Origin of the sequence: Marinobacter sp. JSM 1782161 (assembly GCF_011421605.1) — a bacterium.
Taxonomy (GTDB): domain Bacteria; phylum Pseudomonadota; class Gammaproteobacteria; order Pseudomonadales; family Oleiphilaceae; genus Marinobacter_A; species Marinobacter_A bohaiensis.
This window is the reverse complement of the sequence record NZ_WSSA01000002.1, coordinates 527788-544158: the sequence shown is the minus strand read 5'-3', so window position 1 is coordinate 544158 and position 16371 is coordinate 527788. Positions and strand designations below refer to the sequence as shown.

The 16371-nt window shown below is 62.3% G+C and carries 15 protein-coding genes; 4 read left to right on the top strand and 11 right to left on the bottom strand.

Going from position 1 to position 16371, the window contains the following annotated elements:
- The first annotated feature begins 112 nt into the window (after positions 1-112).
- From GQB00_RS02420 to GQB00_RS02410, 3 genes are all read left to right on the top strand, one after another.
- Positions 113-2260 carry a TonB-dependent receptor plug domain-containing protein gene (locus GQB00_RS02420; RefSeq protein WP_165855093.1) on the top strand — a complete coding sequence of 716 codons (2148 nt, stop codon included), beginning with the start codon at positions 113-115 and terminating at the stop codon, positions 2258-2260.
- A 151-nt stretch (positions 2261-2411) separates the two neighbouring features.
- Positions 2412-3341 carry an ABC transporter substrate-binding protein gene (locus tag GQB00_RS02415; RefSeq protein WP_165855092.1) on the top strand — a complete coding sequence of 310 codons (930 nt, stop codon included), beginning with the start codon at positions 2412-2414 and terminating at the stop codon, positions 3339-3341.
- Positions 3334-5334 (top strand): ATP-binding protein, encoded by a 2001-nt coding sequence (locus GQB00_RS02410; protein ID WP_165855091.1) that lies wholly within the window; start codon positions 3334-3336, stop codon positions 5332-5334. Before GQB00_RS02415 ends, GQB00_RS02410 begins: the two co-directional genes overlap by 8 nt.
- A 45-nt stretch (positions 5335-5379) precedes the next feature.
- Here GQB00_RS02410 and gorA read toward each other — a convergent pair whose 3' ends face one another.
- The 11 genes from gorA to gspE all read right to left on the bottom strand — a co-directional run bounded on the left by gorA (position 5380) and on the right by gspE (position 15378).
- Positions 5380-6750, bottom strand: coding sequence for a glutathione-disulfide reductase (gene gorA / locus GQB00_RS02405; RefSeq protein ID WP_111496289.1), 1371 nt, complete (start codon positions 6748-6750; stop codon positions 5380-5382).
- A 17-nt stretch (positions 6751-6767) separates the two neighbouring features.
- Positions 6768-7430, bottom strand: coding sequence for a GNAT family N-acetyltransferase (locus GQB00_RS02400; RefSeq protein WP_165855090.1), 663 nt, complete (start codon positions 7428-7430; stop codon positions 6768-6770).
- A gap of 70 nt (positions 7431-7500) precedes the next feature.
- Positions 7501-8025, bottom strand: a complete 525-nt coding sequence (gspM, locus tag GQB00_RS02395) for a type II secretion system protein GspM (protein WP_165855089.1) — start codon at positions 8023-8025, stop codon at positions 7501-7503.
- Position 8026: 1 nt separating this feature from the next.
- A complete protein-coding gene (gene gspL / locus GQB00_RS02390; protein WP_165855088.1) occupies positions 8027-9331 on the bottom strand; it encodes a type II secretion system protein GspL in 1305 nt (434 codons plus the stop codon).
- Positions 9332-9434: 103 nt separating this feature from the next.
- The gene (gene gspK, locus GQB00_RS02385) at positions 9435-10457 is read right to left on the bottom strand and encodes a type II secretion system minor pseudopilin GspK (protein ID WP_165855087.1); all 1023 of its coding nucleotides are present in this window, start codon (positions 10455-10457) and stop codon (positions 9435-9437) included.
- The gene (gspJ, locus tag GQB00_RS02380; protein ID WP_111496856.1) at positions 10454-11236 is read right to left on the bottom strand and encodes a type II secretion system minor pseudopilin GspJ; all 783 of its coding nucleotides are present in this window, start codon (positions 11234-11236) and stop codon (positions 10454-10456) included. Before gspJ ends, gspK begins: the two co-directional genes overlap by 4 nt.
- The gene (gspI, locus tag GQB00_RS02375) at positions 11226-11615 is read right to left on the bottom strand and encodes a type II secretion system minor pseudopilin GspI (RefSeq protein ID WP_207950584.1); all 390 of its coding nucleotides are present in this window, start codon (positions 11613-11615) and stop codon (positions 11226-11228) included. The genes gspJ and gspI overlap by 11 nt, the downstream gene beginning before the upstream one ends.
- Positions 11612-12139, bottom strand: a complete 528-nt coding sequence (gspH, locus tag GQB00_RS02370; protein WP_111496857.1) for a type II secretion system minor pseudopilin GspH — start codon at positions 12137-12139, stop codon at positions 11612-11614. Before gspH ends, gspI begins: the two co-directional genes overlap by 4 nt.
- A gap of 12 nt (positions 12140-12151) precedes the next feature.
- Positions 12152-12607 (bottom strand): type II secretion system major pseudopilin GspG, encoded by a 456-nt coding sequence (gspG, locus tag GQB00_RS02365; protein WP_111496293.1) that lies wholly within the window; start codon positions 12605-12607, stop codon positions 12152-12154.
- A 47-nt stretch (positions 12608-12654) separates the two neighbouring features.
- Positions 12655-13869, bottom strand: a complete 1215-nt coding sequence (gene gspF, locus GQB00_RS02360; RefSeq protein WP_111496294.1) for a type II secretion system inner membrane protein GspF — start codon at positions 13867-13869, stop codon at positions 12655-12657.
- A gap of 3 nt (positions 13870-13872) precedes the next feature.
- Positions 13873-15378: a type II secretion system ATPase GspE gene (gene gspE / locus GQB00_RS02355; protein WP_111496295.1), complete on the bottom strand. Its 1506-nt coding sequence runs from the start codon at positions 15376-15378 to the stop codon at positions 13873-13875.
- A 336-nt stretch (positions 15379-15714) separates the two neighbouring features.
- Here gspE and GQB00_RS02350 point away from each other — a divergent pair, with 336 nt between their 5' ends.
- A complete protein-coding gene (locus GQB00_RS02350) occupies positions 15715-16371 on the top strand; it encodes a type II secretion system protein N (protein WP_165855086.1) in 657 nt (218 codons plus the stop codon).

The window sequence follows — 16371 nt, the reverse complement described above, 5'->3', positions numbered from 1 at the left end:
CGAAGATCTGGGCAACATATTCTCAATCATCGCACCCAATAATAAGTCGCACGCCCCATAACACATCAACAGTGCGACACCGAACCGTGCTTGGCTCTAGACGAATGACAGTATGAAAAAAACGCTCTTACTACTGCAGTATGGGGGCATTGTGCCCCTGTTTACAGGGCTGGCGTTCTGCGTGCAGGCGCAGGATACCATGCCTTTCTCGACAATCCCCGACGGTGACACCGAACTCAACATGTCCGAGGGATTCGACCCGAATTACGATTTCGTACTGGAAGAGCCGATTCCCGAAGTGCTCTCCACCACCAAACTGCGCCAGCCCAAATCCCGTGTTCCGGGCACCACCACCGTTCTCCAGGGCGAACTGATCCGGGACCTGGGTATTCTCAACATCTGGGAAGTGTTCCGGCTGGTGCCAGGTATGACCGTCGGCTTCGTGCAGAGCAACCGTCCGGTGGTCAGCTACCACGGCACCGTGGCCGACGAGCAGCGCCGACTTCAGGTGCAGATTGACGGCCGCACGGCCTACCAGCCCAACCTGGCCGACGTGGACTGGCACGCCATGCCGGTGCCGCTGGAGAATATCGAGCGGATCGAGGTGACCCGCGGGCCCAACGCCGCCGCCTACGGGATTAATGCCTTCCTGGCCACGATCAACATCATCACCAAATCCCCCGAAGATACCCACGGCGTCAATGCCCGGGTGCGCGCGGGGGACCACGGGTACCGTCAGGCCTACGGCTCCATCGGCGGCAGCATGGATCAGTACGACTGGCGCTTCTCCGCCAACCGGCGCGAATCGGACGGGTTCGACCGTCGCTTCTTCAATCCGGATGACACGTCGGTGGAATCCGGTGAGACCAAGGAATTCGACGACAGTTTCCGCTACACCACGCTCAATTACGATTCCGTCTGGAACGTCGACAGCCGGAACGCCTTCGATTTCCGGGCCGGCTACACCAAGGTGTACGACGAAGAGGACGCCGAACAGTACGGTGAGGAGTTCGGTATACAGGGCGTTCCCGCCGAGACCGGCGATGACTACTACCTGCAGACCAAATGGACCCACTCTCTGAACGACCGCCATTTCTTCCATATCCAGGCCAGCTACCAGGACTATGATCGTCGCCAGGACTGGACCAGCTGCCTGCCGGCGGGCTTCGAGGTGGGCGGCACGCCCCTGCCGCTTGAGCTGTGTGCGGACACCAACCAGGACATTCAGGAAGATCGCCTGGAGTTCGAGATCCAGGACACTTACGCCTTCAACGACAACCTGCGACTGGTGACCGGCGGCGGCTACCGCGAGGACCGCTTCGATTCGGACACCTATTTCAACGGCGAAGGCAGCAACTACCAGACGCTCCTATTCTCGAACATCGAGTACACCCCCATTTCCTGGCTGACGTTCAACGTCGGTGGCAGTTGGGAGAAGACCACGGCGGTTGACGACGACTTCTTCTCGCCCCGATTCGCCGCCAACTTCCAACTGAGCGAGAACCAGACACTCCGCTTCGTGTTCTCCAAGGCGGTACGCACGCCGGACGCCTTCGAACAGGGCGCAGACTGGGGCTACCGCGCCAGCAATGTGGAACCGGCGGCGGTTTACGGTTTTCTGGAGGGCGAGCGGCTGATTGAATTCCAGGCGCCGGGCGACCTCAGCGAAGAGACCATCATCTCCCGGGAAATCAGTTACTTTGGCCAGTTCCGCCTGGGCGATGGTCTGCTGTCCACCGAAGTAAAGCTGTTCTACGACCACCTGCGCGACATCATCAGCGGCGTGATCGCGGTGGATGATCGCTGGGATTTGTGCAATTGTGTCGCACTCGACCAGAAAGGTGTGGAGCTGGAAACGTCGCTGGAATTCCAGCAGAGCCAGTTCCGCCTGACGTACGCCTATCTCGATCAGGATTCGGAGTACCGCGGGCCGCCGCCGGAGCTCGGGGTTAACCAGGAAGAACGCTACATCCGCCTGCAGGGCCGCCTGACCGCCCGGCACTCCGGCAGTTTCGCCTGGATCCAGCGTTTCCCCCGCTCGGTATCCGCTTCGACGGCCTATTACATCGCCAGCGACCTGGGTGAGTACCGTTACCAACGGATTGACCTCAGACTGGCCAAATCATTCTATCTGCCTCGATCAACCTACGAGTTGGCTGCCATCATGCACTATTATCCAACGGACGACCCCATTATGTTCCCGGATAACCAGTACTCGGACCAAACCCAGTTTTTCCTGGAAGCCTCCGTTAAATTCTGATGGGCAAGCCGGTGGTGGATGCAGTGAGTTGGACAAGGACCGTCACAGGGACGGATACCGTCATGCAAGGCGGCTGACGAATCGGATGATGCAACGCGGGAAGCCAAGAAGCGCAGTCGGTGCCCGGCTCTGGAGATGGCGGAGTCGGACATTGGCCACCCTGACCGGCCTGTTGTGCCTGGCACAGCTCCAGGCTGCGCCGTCCGTCAAACTGTCGGAGTCACCCGGTACGCCGCATATCGTGTTCCTGGCCGGTTCCGAAAACCTCTCGTTCAACCTGTTGTTCCGGCAACGTCTGGAAAAGGCCCTGCCCAACAACATCAAGCTGATGAACTACTCCGCCAGGGCCCAGTCCCAGGCGCCCCGGGCCCTGGTGATCACCCTGGGCCCATCGGCAGTCAATGACATCGTGCAGCAGGACAGGCCGGTACCCACCCTGGCCCTGATGGTCACCGAATCCCAGTTCGCCCAGTATCGCGCCCTGGAACGCCCCGACCTCAGCGCCGTGTATCTCAACCCGCCGCTCAAACGTCAGGCCCTGCTGGGCCAGCAGATCCTGCCCCAGGCATCGCGCATCGCGGTGCTGGCCGAGCCCGGCCAGGAACAGCGTTACAGCACGCTCGCTGAGGAACTGGCGCCCTACGGGCTCGACCTGCGAACCTTTACCGTGGAAAGCCCGGAGAACCTGGTATCCACCCTGAGCCGCGCCCTCAATTACGGCGACTTCCTGCTGGGAACGCCCAATCCGGAAATCTATAACCGGCAAACCATCAAGCACATACTGCTGACGACCTATCGCCACAACCGCATCCTCATCGGCCCGGAACGGGCGTTTGTGCAGGCGGGCGCCCTGGCGTCGACCTACACTCCAACGGAAGCGGTCGTGAAACAGACGGTCGATATCATCCGGCAGTATGTCGCCTCCGGGCAGCTTCCGGCCCCGGATTTCCCAGACCAGTATTCCGTTCTGTTCAACGAGCAGGTCGCTCGTTCACTGAATATTCCGTTGCCCGAAGCCACCGAGGTACTGAACCGCCTCCGGGCACTCGAAGATACGAATACAGGAGTCGGAGATGAGTAACCGGCAACGTCCGCTTAACCGTCAGTTGCTGTTGCTGGGGACCGTGCCGGCAATCCTGATGTTTTTCGTGCTGCTCATATTCTTTACTTCGGTCCGCCTCGAAGACGTACGCAAGGACCTGTTCCGCGCGACCCAGGTGGTGGCGGACAACCTGGCGCCGGCCGTCGAGTACGCCGTGGTGTCGGGTAACCAGGCCGCGCTGAAGCAGATTCTCGAGCGCACTCTGCGGCGCAGCGAGGTGGCCTGGATCCGGGTGCGTGACGTCAACGATCAGGTGGTCGGTCTCGAGGCCCGCACCGACGTCAGCCCGGAGGACGACGACTTTTTCGTGTTCCATTCCGACATTCTTCAGCAACCCCTGGAAATCGACAGCGGCACCGATTTCGAATGGTTCGAGCCGGGGCTCTCCAGTCACTCCGGCGCATTGCGCATCGGTTCGGTCAGCGTGGCGGTTTCCGGCTCCCGGCTAACCACCCAGCGACAGGAAATCATCTTCACGTCCTTCGCCATTGCGGTGTCGGTGCTGATTGTCACACTGCTGATCATCAATCAGATCGCCAACCGGATTTCGCGGCCGATCCAGAACCTCAGTGAAAGCGTCAAGGGGCTGATCGACGGTCGCTACGACCCACCCGGGCGCTCCTCGCAGGTGGCCCGGGAAATCAACGACCTGGAACAGAATCTGACCGCCCTCGCCTACCACCTAGCGCAGCTGCGGGATTCACGCAACAAGACGCTGGAGTCGACGGAGCGTGCGCGGGAGCGGGCAGAAACCGCCTCGCGGACCAAATCCGAGTTCCTGGCGATGATGAGCCACGAGCTGCGTACGCCGCTGAACGGGGTGTTGGGGATGCTTGAGCTGGTGGCGGAAGAACCCATGTCGGAGCGTCAGAAGGACTACATGCAGACCGCCCGGCGCGCCACCGAGGATCTGCTGACGGTGATCAGCGATATTCTCGATTATTCCCGGGTCGAGCGCGGCACACTGGTGCTGGAACATCGATCGTTCAACCTGCGGCAGGTCATCGAGAATTGCGTCGCCACTCATCGCCATGAGTGCGAATGCAAGGGGCTCGACATGGAACTGCATTTCTCCAGCAACTGGCCGGACGGCGCCCGGGTACGCGGCGACGCCGGCCGCCTGCGCCAGGTGCTGGCCGGACTGCTGGAGAACGCCATCAAATTCACCGAGGAAGGTCATGTCGGCGTGCGCGCGGAATGGCTGGAGATGGAAGGTGGCTCCATTTACCTCAGCTGCGAGGTGCGTGATTCGGGAACCGGCATTCCGGCCGAGCACCTGAGCGGCATTTTCAACAGCTTTGAGCAGCTCGACAGTTCCTCATCGCGCAGCCACGGGGGGACCGGCATGGGCCTGGCGCTGGTGCAACGCCTGATCGAACTGATGGGCGGGCATATCCGCGTGGACAGCAATGTCGGCAGCGGATCGGCGTTCTACTTCGAACTCCCGTTCGAGCAGTCCGGAACGGACGCTTCAGAGCCGGGCGAACGCTTTATCGCGCCGCCAGCGGCGCCGGCCCTTGATGAGCCGACTTCGGACCGGGAAGGACCGGCGAAGACGCTCAACGATGCCCCGCTCGCACTGGTGGTGGAAGACAACGAAGTCAACCAGCGGGTGGCCAGCGCGCTCCTGAGGCGTTTCGGGTTCGAGACCGTCAGTGCCGAGAACGGCGACGTCGCGGTCAAACTGGTGACAGAGAGCCGCAACACCTACGACATCATCCTGATGGATTGCCAGATGCCGGTCATGGACGGTTATGAAGCGGCGCGCTGCATCCGCGCCTGGGAAACCGCACACCAGCGGGACAGCATCCCCATCATCGCCCTGACCGCCGACGCCCTGCCCGGCACCGACCGGCAATGCCGCGCGGCGGGCATGAACGACTATCTCGCCAAGCCCGTGCGCAAGGAAAAACTGCGTAACGTAATCAACCGCTGGATGCGCCTGCCGGATACCCAGTCGGGCGCATCCTGAACACGACGCTCGGGAAGACGCCTTTGCAACGCCCCCTGAGATCGTCTACTCCACGATCCGTGTCGGCTCACGCATGGTGACAAATTCCTCGGCAGAGGTCGGGTGAATGCCGACCGTGCTGTCGAACATGGCCTTGGTCGCCCCGGCCTTGATGGCCACCGCCAGGCCCTGCAGGATCTCCCCGGCTTCCGGCCCGACCATATGGGCGGCGACGACCCGGTCGCTGGCGTCGTCGACGATGAGCTTCATCAGCGTCCTTTCGTCCCGCCCGGTCAGCGTGTGTTTCATGGGCTTGAAGTCGGTGAGGTAGACTCGCAGCTTGCCGTACTTTTCCTTCGCCTGGGCCTCCGTCGGGCCGACGGTGCCGATATTGGGCTGGCAGAACACCGCAGTGGGAATGGCGTCATAGTCCATATCGCCCTCACCGTCGCCGAATAACCGGCGCGAGAGCACCATGGCCTGGCCAATGGCCACCGGCGTCAACTGCGGCGTGCCGATAACGTCGCCCAGCGCGGTAATGGAGGATGCGGCTGTCTGGAAATGATCGTCCACCGCCACATGGCCGGATGAGGTCAGCTCCACCCCGAGTTCCTCAAGCCCCAGCCCGTCCACGAGCGCGCTGCGACCGGTGGCCGCCATCACCAGCCCGGTGGTCAGGCTGGAGCCGTCGCTGAGCTGGAGGATGTAATGGGCGCCTTCCGGCCGCACCGATTCGATGTTCACGCCAAAGCGTAGGTCCACGCCTTTTTTGCGCATCTCGTCCGCGACGAACGCACGCACGTCGTCGTCAAAACCGCGCAGGAACAGCTCGCCCCGATACAGCAGCGTGGTTTTCACGCCCAATCCGGCCAGGATGCCGGCAAATTCAACGGCGATGTAGCCACCGCCCCAGATGACCGCCTCGCTGGGCAACTGCGGCAGGTAGAACATATCGTTCGAGGTCAGCACGCATTCCTTGCCCGGGATATCCGGCACCGTCGGCCAGCTGCCGGTGGCCACGGTGATGTGTTTGCTTGAGATCCGACGATCGCCGACGACCACGGTATGCTCATCCGCCAGTCGCGCCGTGCCCTCGATGACGGTAACGCCGGCGTTGTCGAGCAGACGCTGATAGATGCCGTTCAGGCGATGAATCTCGGTGTTCTTGTTGGCCACCAGCGTGGGCCAGTCAAAGCTGACCTGGCCGTCCGGCACCGACCAGCCATAGCCGGCGGCGTCTTCCAGATCCTCGCCCACGTGGGATCCGTAGACGAAGAGCTTCTTGGGCACACAGCCCACATTGACGCAGGTGCCCCCCAGGTAACGGGATTCCACCACCGCTACACGAGCACCGCGCTGGGCAGACATCCGCGCCAGGCGTACACCGCCGGAACCGGCCCCAATCACCACCAGATCGAATTCAAACTGTTCCGCCACATCGACTCCCAGATCAATTACTCAGTCGCCCCGGAGGCCACGCTCACATCCCGGTAAAGGACGTATTCACGCAGCTCCCCCAGGCGTATCTCGCCCAGATTACGGAATCCGAGCGACTCGTAGAATTGCAGATATCGACTATTGCCGGTATCGAGCACCAGCCCGTTGCCCCGAGGATTGTCCCGACACAATCGTTCCACCGCCTCCAGCAACAGCCGACCATAACCCCGGTTCTGATACTTGGGGTCCACCCCCATCAGCGGCAACTGGTGCACGCCCTCCTTCCGCAACCGGGCCCGAATTTGCTCATGATAATCAATGTAACGGCGCGTCGATGCAAGGCCTGCCGTCAGCGTCATGCGCAGTCGCCAGCTCAATCGGTCGGTCAGGTTCAGCCGCAACTCCGGGTCGCCCAGGAAGGCGACGGCGACCAGGGTGTTATCGAGCATGATGCCGACGGCGTCCTGGTCCAGTTCCCGATAGAGGTTGATGAGTTCCCGTACCGTCGCCCGCACCCGGCGGTCATAGCCCGGCTGGCGCTCGTTGAAAAGGCGATGAAAGGTGGGTTCGTGGCGGTAGGCCTTGACCAGAATCGACTTGGCTTCGTTGATGGCGCTGGGGTCCAGGCGGACCACTTCCGGCCGCGCCCCGGACGCCGGCAGATCGCTGGCATCGGTCATTATCCCGCTCCTCCGTTGGCTACAGAGCAAGGCCTGGCGCACAGCGGCCGGGCCGTGAGCGCCTCGCGCGCTAGATCTCGAGGGACAGGCGAACGCTGACCAGACCGGGCTGGTTCTCCCGATCGATGGCCGCCTGGTCGATGACGATGCCGTATTCTCCGGTCAGCGTCTCCAGCCAGCGGGACACCTGGTTGAACGGCGCATCCTCGATCCAGACCCGCATCCCGTCCTCGCCGCTGGGCTCGAAACGCTGCAGCGACAAGCCCGACTCGTTGGCGCTGGTGGTCACGGTCGACATCAACGATCGCACGTCCGTAATCTGCGAAGCGGCGCCCCGAGACTCCCCGGCGGCTCCCAGCTGGGCGATGTCTTCACGATGCTGCTGCATCCACGCCACCAGATCCGCGGCCGACTGGCGTTCGGCCACCGCGTTTTCGTGGAAGACGGCGACTGGCCTCCAGATCAGGAAGTAGACCAGGAACAGGGCAATCGCCACCGCCATGATCTGCAGCGCCATCTGGTCACGGCGCGGCAGGTTGTCGTACTGCGTGACGAGCTTCTGGACCGACGGCTGCTTTTTTAATGTCTCGAACATGTCACGACCCTCCGGAAACCGTCAGACGGGCCCGCGCGCCATCGCTGTCGTTGACCACCGACCCGATGCGCGCTTCGAAACCGCGGTCGCCGATGGCACTGCGCAAGGCGCTGAGGCGGTCGTAACTGTCCGCGCGTAATTCGACCACCAGCTCTCCGCGCTGACGGCTGTAGTTCACGGCGTTAAACTGGACATTGCCGCCGCCCAGGCGTTCGTATTCGGCCCCGGTCTGCCCCAGCAGCGACAGGAAATCAGCGCGGGGACCTTCCTGGCTGGCTACCCTCAGGCGCCCTTCCAGCACGCGGCGTACGTTGCCGGCATGGGTCCGGGTATCGCCGGGAAAGGCGTCGCGGTAGATCGACATGGCCTGCTGTTCCAGATCCCGCGCCTGGGTCAGGTGGTAGTATCCCAGGCTGGTTTCCACGCCCAACTGCAGCACGAACCAGAGACCGGCCACAATCGCGACCGGGCGCCAGGCCCGCCAGGTGCTGGCGCCCTGATCCTGGGGCTCGAATTCGCCCTGGCACAGATTGATCGGATCGCACAGGTCGTTGTGGTCAGCATGAACCAGCAGTTCCAGAGGCGACATCTCCAACGCCTCTCTATGGAGTCTCAGGCGCTCCTGCGCGCCCAACCCGTCGATCACCGAACGCTGCGCTTCCAGGTCCCCGGCGCGACCGTAAAGCGCCACGGGAATCTCGGCGGCCACCTCGTCTTCCTCGGGGTTGGCCAGGGTATAGGCGAAGACAGGCAGGTTCGCGGTATTCATGCGGAACCACTCGCCGCGGCTACCTGAAACGAACGTCGCGTCACCGTCCAGGCAGAGACACCAGCGGGTGTCCTGGATCGGCAACAGGGATGCCTCGGGATAGATCGCTTCCAGGTCGGCGCCGGCGATGTCGTCGAAAAGCGTGTACCAGAGCGCCATGCGCTTGTTATCGATCGCCGCGACCCGGAAGCCCTGTTCCGAGCGCTGGCCGAGGGCCAGGTGGACACTGTCGATGTCCTGGGCCAGTTGCTCTTCGACGGCGAACGGCAGGGCCTGGCGTACGTAGCGCGCCTGTTTGGCGGGAATCTCGGCGAAACAGAACAGACTCTCGTCACCCGGAATAAGACCGATCAGCCGCACGTGATCCAGGTCGTTCTGAGTCAGTGTCTGCTCGATTCGGGACCGATCCTCGTCCTGACCGGTCGCCTGGAACATGCCGCTGGCATCGATCAGGGCCCAGTCAAAGCGCTGGTGGTCGCTGTCCCCGTGCAACGCCGCGAAGGGGGCGACCGGTTGGACATAGAGTCGGTATGACATGTGTGCGTGTTCCTGTCCTGTCTGTTACTGCCTGCTGTTATTATTGCTCGCCGCTCGTCATTCGTCGCTGTGCGCTGCCGGTCCATTCAGCGTCCGGTCAGACTCAGCCGTCCATCGACAGCTGGTAGGGTTCCTTGGTGATCAGGTTGGTCTGGCTCTCGTCCCGGCGAATCGTGTACATCGCCCCCTGCGGATCGCGATAGAGCGTCGTTACCAGACGGTACAACCTGTCATTGACGGTGATCCGCGAGGCAATGTCAAAGAATTCCGAGCGAATCCCGAGACCATTGCTGTTAAGCCCCAGGCCGGCGAATGCACCCAGGGCCAGGAAGTCCTGCACCGTTTCGAAAGGCTCATCCTCGCGCTGTTCGATCACCGTTTCGATCTGAGCGGCGGTCAGGTTCTCGTGCAGGGACTGCAACACCGGCGCCGGCGCCATATTAACATTGATCGTCGTGCCGGTGACCGGCAGCGCCGCCACGTACGGCACCAGCTTGCGGTAGGCTTCCTCGGTCATGCCGGTGATCAGCCTCAGCTCGGAGACACTGGTAAACGGCTGGTTCCCGGTCCGGTATGGCGGGTCCAGCCCCAGATACTCGCCGTCCTCCGCGCCGTAGGCGTTCACGGTCTGGTCGTTGTCATCGATCCAGTCAATCAGCGCTTCGACCCTGACGTTGCTGATGTCGAGGATCTGGAGCAGACGGGTCAACCGGTCGCGGGTCAGGTCGTTGACGTTGCCGGACGCATCCACCAGGTTGTTGAGGTTAATCCGCCCGCTCAGGTCGTTGATCTGGACCTCCACCACGCTGGTCTCGTCGTAGGGAATCACGGCGGAATACTGGGCCCAGACTTCGTCCGGGCTGTCGATCATGACACCGTCTTCCTGGTCGTCCTCGTAATCCTTGTACAGCAGTTGCTCGGCAAAGGCCTCGGCGCCGATGGCAATGTTCTTGCCTTCGCTCTGGGCCAGGTAATGACTGGTCTTGTAGATGCGTAGGGACTGGATCTGCATCATGCCCGCCACCAGGGTCACCACCAGCGCCATGGCCAGCAGCACCATGATCAGCGCCACGCCACGCTGTGGGTTTGCTGCGCGAGGCGCACGCGCTGTGCGGGAAAGCTTCATTGCGTGGCCTCCCCGTCGGACTGGTCAGCGGCGCTGTCGTCTTCGGCGGCCCCCTCGTCGGTATCCTCGTCATCCGCCTCGTCGTCGGATTCTGTAGCGTCGGTCACCAGGCCCTGGGCCGATTCCGGATCGAAGTCCGGCAGCGCGAACAATCGGGTAATCTCGCCGAAGCGTTCGTGATCCAGCGTGATCTCGATACCCCGCGGGAAGGCGATGGCCGTCAGCGACGCCGGTGAACCAGACGCTTCCTGGGCCGCATCCGCCGGCGGCCAATCCTCTTCCCAGTTGCCGTTTTCATCCATGAAGCGCACCTGGAAATCGACCACATCCGACACCAGCAGCTGGTCGCGGCCCTCCGCGTCCTGGGCAACATCGAGCATGCCCCAGTAACGGCGGTGCAGTTCGTCCCCGGTGAATTCGTAGTTGACCCGCTGCAAGTCACTGCGCCGGCTGCCGATGGGGTTGCGCCAGCCCTGACGCGTCAGCGCCACGGCAACGCCCTCCTCGCGGCTGGTCATGGCGTAGCGGGCGTCCCCGTAGATGTCCCGCACCGGACGGTTGACCACCTGGGTGATGTCGCGCTCAATCACCAGCATGGCGCGCTGGAGCGTCTCGAAATCGTCGGCCACATCGTCCACCCGATCCCGGGCGCGGATCACACCGTTGATCATCTGCCAGACGCCAATACCGATCAACGCGGTGATGCCGACGGCAATCATCACCTCCAGCAACGTGAAACCGCCCTGCCGCCGGCGCCTTGTCGAGACGTCAATAATCACCAAGGAACCCCGTCATGGTCGCCAGTTGCCGTTCATCGTCGTCGACGAATTCCGAGACAGTCACTTCGATGCGGCGCACCTTGGGATCCTCGGTGCCGATGACACGGGTTTCCACCTGCCAGCGCCGATTGGCAAAGTCGTCGATGATCTCGGTTTCTTCGGAGATCCCGGGGAATTCAGTTTCCAGGCGTTTCTCGGTGATGATGTTTTCCGCCAGCCAGTTGGCGAGCGTGCGGTCCTGCACCCGGCTGAACGTACCGATGTAGTTGCTGCCAATCTCCGAGGCCGCCGCCGCGATGATCCCGAAAACCAGCACCGCAACCAGAACCTCGATCAGCGTGAAACCGGTGTGCCGGCGGATCAGGCGGTTCCGTGTCATAGGCTGTCCTCTTCCCCGGGCGGGTACCAGTCCAGGCCGTTGAGGCCATCGGTCTCGATGCGGTAACGGCCCAGTTCCCGCTCCTGGATCCCGAGAACCATGTTGAACGGCGTCATCTCGCCGGAGGAATAGAACACGATGTCCGGTTCCGGCGCGTCGTCCTCTTCGGTCTGGCCCGGCAGGGCTGGCAGGTCGTCCTCGACTTCGTAGGTCAGCGACATCCACTCGGGCAACTGCCGCTGGGCGAACAGGCGTTCCTGTTGGGGTTGCCACTCGCCCTCAACCGCGTTGTAGGCCAGAAAGCGGTAGCGCTCGCCGTCGACGGCCAACCCCATTTCACTGTTGGTCAGCACCGCCTGTTCCGACGCCGTTTGCATAAGCAGGAACAGTTCCCGCGCCTGGTTCTCTAATTCCCGCTGCTGGGCACCACCGCCCAGATTCACCACGGCGATCACGGCCAGCAGTCCGACCACCACCATGACCACCATGATTTCGATCAGCGTGAAACCACGTTCCCGGCGCATGGAACGGACCACTTACTGGTCGGGATTGTCGCGAACGCTGATGTCCGCGGCGTCGCCATCGCCGCCTTCACGACCGTCGGAGCCGTAGGAGAACAGGTCGTAGGGACCGTCCACACCCGGACTGATGTACTGGTAATCGTTGTCCCACGGATCCTGGGGTACGCTTTTCAGGTAGCCGTCCGGATTCCAGTTGTTAGGCTCCGGACTGCCACTGGGCTTGGTCACCAGTGCCTGAAGTCCTTGCTGGGTGGAAGGATAGTGGCCGTTGTCCAGGCGATAGAGATCCAGTGCGTTGGCGATATTACTCATCTGGGTCTGGGCCACCGTCACCCGGGCCTGGTCACTCCGGCCCAGGATGTTGGGCGCCACGATAGCGACCAGCAGACCGAGAATCACCATCACCACCATGATCTCGATCAGCGTGAAACCCGCGTTTTTTCTCAGTTGTTTCATTGTCATCCGTCTCATATTGCTCGTTGGTCTGTGTTATCCCGGCCGAACCTCCTGTCCGGCCCTTATCCCACCAGATTACTCATGTTGAGGATCGGCAGCATGATCGCCATGACGATGATCAGCACGACGCCCCCCATCACGAGCAGCATCAGTGGTTCGAACAGCCCCACCAATGTCTGGATCTTTGCCTGTAAGGTGTTTTCCTGCATGCTCGCGGTGCGTTCAAGCATGTGGTCCAGCTCACCGCTGGCCTCGCCGCTGGCGATCATGTGCAGCATCATCGGCGGGAAGTAGCCGGTTCCGTCCAGCGACTTGTGCAGGCTGGCCCCTTCGCTCACCGACTGGGCGGCATTCTTTAGCTTGAGCCGCAGGTAATCGTTGGACAGCACTTCGCCGGCAATCCGCATGGCTTCGACCAGCGGCACCCCACTGGTGGTCAGAATCGAAAGGGTACTGGCGTAGCGCGCGGTATTAACGCCACGCGACATGCCGGACACCCCCGGCATGTGCAGCAATGAACGATGAAACTTCAGCCGGTTCGCCTCCTTGCGCAGGGCGAACTGGAAGGCCAGGCCAATCACGATCAGGATAATCGCCAGGAACACGCCGTAAGCCGCCAGGAAATCGGATATCGCCAGCATGCCCCGGGTCAGCGCCGGCAGCTCCTGACCCTGCTTCACGAAAACGTCGATGATGTCCGGCACCACATAGGTCAGCAGGAAGACCACAATGGCAATGGCCACCACAGTCAGGATCACCGGGTAGATCGCCGCCAACTGGATCTTCTGGCGCGCTTCCTGCCGGTTCTCGGTGTAGTCCGCCAAGCGGTTAAGCACCAGATCCAGATGGCCGGCGTGCTCCCCGGCCGCCACCGTCGAACGGTACAGGCGCGGAAAGGCCCGAGGAAACTCACCCAGGCTGTCCGCCAGGCTGTGCCCTTCCATCACCTTGGAGCGGATCGCGATCATCATGCTCTTGATGCGCGGTTTTTCCGATTGCTGTGCGGCCGCCCCCAGAGCCTGTTCCACCGGGATGCCGGACTGGATCAGCGTCGCCAACTGACGGGTCACCAGCGCCAGGTCCGACGCGCTCAGTCCGCGTCCCCGGCGACTGCCGCCACCGGCCCTGGCGCCCTTTTCCGAGGCGGTTTCCACCGCCAACGGCGTGAGCCGCCGCTCCCGCAGCTGCTGGCGTACGGCTCGGGCACTGTCCGCTTCCAGTACGCCCTGTTTCTGCTTGCCCCGGGCGTCCAGCGCCTTGTAGTTGAATGCGGGCATCGATTAACCCCGGTGCGTCACGCGCAGGACTTCCTCGACCGTGGTCGAGCCGTCCAGCACCTTGGCGACCCCATCGGCGTGGATGCTGGGGCCGAATTGACGCGCCATATGTTCCAGTTCCATTTCACCAGCCTGGCGATGAATCAGGTCACGCAGCTGTTCGTCCACCCGCACCACCTCGTAGATCCCCATCCGGCCCCGGTAACCCAACTGGTTACACTCGTCACAACCAACGGCTTTGTAGATGCGCGGCGGATTCTCCGGGTCCAGCTGCAGGAATTCGCAGTGCTCCGGTGACGGCAGATAAGGCTCCTTGCAATGACGGCACAATACGCGCACCAGACGCTGGGCGATGATGCCGATCAGGCTGGAGGAAATCAGGAAGGGCTCCACCCCCATGTCGATCAGGCGGGCGATGGCGCCAACGGCCGTATTGGTGTGCAGCGTCGACATCACCAGGTGACCGGTAAGGGACGCCTGTACCGCGATCTCGGCAGTTTCCAGGTCCCGGATTTCCCCGATCATGACCACGTCGGGATCCTGGCGCAGAATGGCCCGCAGCCCACGGGCGAAGGTCATGTCGACCTTGGGGTTGACCTGGGTCTGGCCAATACCGGACAGGTTGTACTCGATCGGATCCTCGACGGTGAGGATGTTGCGGCTGCGGTCGTTGATTTCCTGCAAGGCGCCGTACAGCGTGGTGGATTTACCGGAACCGGTGGGCCCGGTCACCAGCAATATGCCGTAAGGGCGTTGAATCAGGTCCTTGAGAACCTTGTAGTCGCGCGCGGCCATCCCCAGGGATTCCAGCTTGAGCCGGCCGGCCTGCTTGTCCAGCAAACGCAGCACGATACGCTCGCCGTTGGATGACGGCATGGTGGAGACCCGCAGGTCCACTTCCCGGCCGGCCACGCGCAGGGATATCCGGCCATCCTGGGGGACTCGCTTCTCGGCGATATCCAGCCGCGACATGACCTTGATCCGCGACACCAGCAGCGGCGCCAGCGCCCGCTTGGGCTGGACCACTTCGCGCAGGATACCGTCCACACGGAAGCGCACCACCAGGCGTTTCTCATAGGTTTCGATGTGCACGTCCGAGGCGTTGGTGTTGACCGCCTCGGTGAGGATGGCGTTGATCAGCCGGATGATCGGGGCATCGTCTTCCTGCTCGAGTAGGTCTTCGGTTTCCGGGACGGAGTCGGCGAGACTGGCCAGGTCCATGTCGTCACCGATGCCCTCGACCATTTGCATGGCTTCGGCGGAGTCGTTCTGGTAGGCGGCATTCAGAGCATCGTCGAAATCTTCGGTGGCAATCGGCTCGAAGTGGGCCTGGCCGCCGCTGATGCGGTTGGCCTCCGCCAGAGCCGATGGCGACGCACCGGGCCTCACCAGCAGCTTGTAACCGCCGTTGTCGCCGCGGGTCAGAATGACGCCGTGACGCTTGGCAAACGTGAAGGGCAAACGCCCTACCGGAGCATCCTGGGCCTGTAACTCGAGGTCGTGTTCCACGCCGGTCCCTACCTGTGCCTGTTATTGTAAAAGGTCAAGGCTACCATAGGCCGGTTACCGAATGATGGCCTCACACGAGTTATCTGAGAAATAGATACACTCGTCAAGGCCGGATCGCCTATCTTTTTATTTTTACGTCGTTTTTGGTCGAACATTCGTCATACCGGGCCTATAATCCAGCCCCACTCCCCAATTCCGATTGTATCGCAGTATTTATTGCGCTGTTGTCTAAACTGTTACAGTGCGATTCGTCCCGGGGCTTCGTGACATCGACAGCTCGCGCATTCGGCCACAGGGAGACGGCCAAGCGCACGTGCAAGGAGACCGATAAAGCTCATGACTGGCATCTACGCCCGCTTACCACTGCTGATCGCTATCGTGCTGATCGTGGGCATGCTGGCCTCCCTCGGCTGGCAGGGATGGCAGTTCTACCAGGCGCGTCCATCGTCCGGACAAGCCACGGCGACCGCCAACCCGTCCAGCGAATCCGCCAGTCAGGGCCCGGAGCAGGTCGAACTGTCTTCCATCGATCTCTTTGGCGCTGCCGATCCCCAGGCCGCCAGCACGCCCCAGTCCACCGAAAACCTGCCGGAGACCAATCTGCGTCTGTTCCTGCGCGGCGTCATGGCCGGCGACGAAGACTCCACCGCCAGCGCCCTGATCGAAGGCAGCGACAACCAGACCGAGGTGTACCTGGTCGGCGACGAATTGCCCGGCAACGCCACCCTGCGCTCAGTCTATGCGGACCGCGTGATCATTGAGCGCAGCGGCAAGCTGGAGAACCTCTACTTCCCCGAAACCTCCGACCGCTCGGGCATTGAGGTGGCCGGCGCTGAACCCGAGGCGGCGCCGGAACCGGCGGCAAGCCAGCCTCCGACGGCCCAGCCGGTTCAGCCCCCGCGCTCCGCGCCCGGGGTCACCAGCGAGCGGCGCGAGGAAATCAGGCGGCGACTCGAGCAACTCAGGGAGCGGTTGCGCCAGAACAGTAACTGA